Genomic DNA, 262 nt, shown 5'->3' on the forward strand with positions numbered 1-262 from the left:
AGCATTGATAGTTACTGTTATAGATTTAGTACATCCGTTAGCATCTGTAGCAGTATAAGTATATTCGCCAGCCGCTAAGTCAGTAGTTGCAGTATTATTGAAAGTAATGTTTCCAGTTCCACCAGTTGGAGTACTTAAAACTACTGATCCTTTTTCACCAAAACATTTAGGTTGAGTAGGAGTTGCCGAGAAAGCGATTGCATCAGGAGCAGCATTGATGGTTACTGTTATCGATTTAGTACATCCGTTAGCATCTGTAGCA

Annotated in this window: 1 protein-coding gene; it reads right to left on the bottom strand. The window is 38.9% G+C overall.

Annotation, left to right across the window (positions count from 1 at the left end; all coding sequences use genetic code 11):
• Window positions 1–262 (bottom strand): hypothetical protein (locus tag AAGV28_RS15440; RefSeq protein WP_373407646.1); only part of this gene is annotated, 262 nt, incomplete at both ends.

The sequence above is a fragment of the Flavobacterium zubiriense genome (genome assembly GCF_041729725.1).
Classification (GTDB): Bacteria; Bacteroidota; Bacteroidia; order Flavobacteriales; family Flavobacteriaceae; genus Flavobacterium; species Flavobacterium zubiriense.